This window comes from Undibacterium sp. Ji50W (assembly GCF_049340445.1).
Taxonomy (GTDB): domain Bacteria; phylum Pseudomonadota; class Gammaproteobacteria; order Burkholderiales; family Burkholderiaceae_D; genus Undibacterium.
The window spans coordinates 1-1188 of sequence record NZ_JBMPOX010000056.1; the positions used below are offsets into that span (position 1 = coordinate 1).

The window sequence follows — 1188 nt, forward strand, 5'->3', positions numbered from 1 at the left end:
GCTGGCCCAGGGTGTTATAGCGGAATTCGGTGACATTGCCACCGGCGCTGATGACGAAGCGGAGGTTGAGCTGGCTGTCATAGACGCTGCGGGTGGTTTCTGGCAGACCAGCGGCCTGGCCATTGGCCGCCGGGCTGCGGTAGGTGGTGGAGGTCAATACCTGGTGCTGGTCCCCATAGGTGCGTTCCATGCGCTCGCCCAGGCTGTCGGTCTGGCTCAGCAGGTTGCCTTGCGCATCATAGGTGTAGGTGCTGCTGTTACCCAGGGCATCGGTGCTCTGGATGAGGTTGCCGGCCACATCGTATTGGTAGTGGATTTGCTGTATTTGCTGTATTGCGGCATCCACAGCCGGACCGGTGATGCCGGTCAGGCGGTTGTGGTCGTCGTAGGTATAGGTGTTGCTATTGCCCAGCGGGTCGGTGACGGTGCTGGTTTTGTTGGCGAGGTCATAGCTGAAGCGGGTCACGCGACCCAGGGCATCGGTGACGCTGGCAATGCGGTCGCTGCCACCCAGGTTGATATAGGTGAAGCTGAGCTGGGTGCCATCGGTCTGGCTGACACTGGTGATGAGATTGCTGTTGCCGGCATAGCTGTAGTTGGTGACATACACATTGCCGTCAGCGGTGTCGTCGTCGTCGGGGCTGAGGTCGAGTTTGACCTGGGTCAGGCGGTTGTGGGTATCGTAGCTGTAGCTGGTGTTGCTCTGGATGCTGCCATCCGCGAGGATGATTTTTTCTTGGGCGAGGTTGGCACCGACATAGCTGAATTCAACCCGGTCGCCATTGGCGCTGGTGATGCTGCTCAGGTAGTCGCCGGTATAGGTATAGCTGTTGGTGTTGCCACTGGTATCTGTGGCGCTGCTCAGGCGCCAGGTGTCGCCATGGGCGGCATAGCTTTCTTTGCTCTGGGTGGCGGGATCGGTCCAGGTCCAGCTGGCATGGCTGTTGTCATAGGTGAGGCTATCAAAGCGGCCTGATCCGGCACGGGCCAGGTAGGTGTTGCTGGCGACATCGAAGTCATAGGTCTGGACGGCGTTGTCGGTGCCGATGCGCTGGATTGAACTGCCAGCCTGGTTGAGGTTGCCAGTGAGGTTGACGAGGCGGCGGTAGCCATTGATCCACCAGTTGTCGGTGTTGTCGTCGTTGAACACGCCCTGGCTGTTGTAGGTGCGTAGCAGGGAGACATTGT

The 1188-nt window shown here is 59.5% G+C and carries 1 protein-coding gene; it reads right to left on the bottom strand.

From position 1 onward, the window contains the following. On the bottom strand, positions 1 to 1188 hold a 1188-nt coding region (locus ACO0K9_RS27940; protein WP_422990663.1), incomplete at both ends, for a hypothetical protein.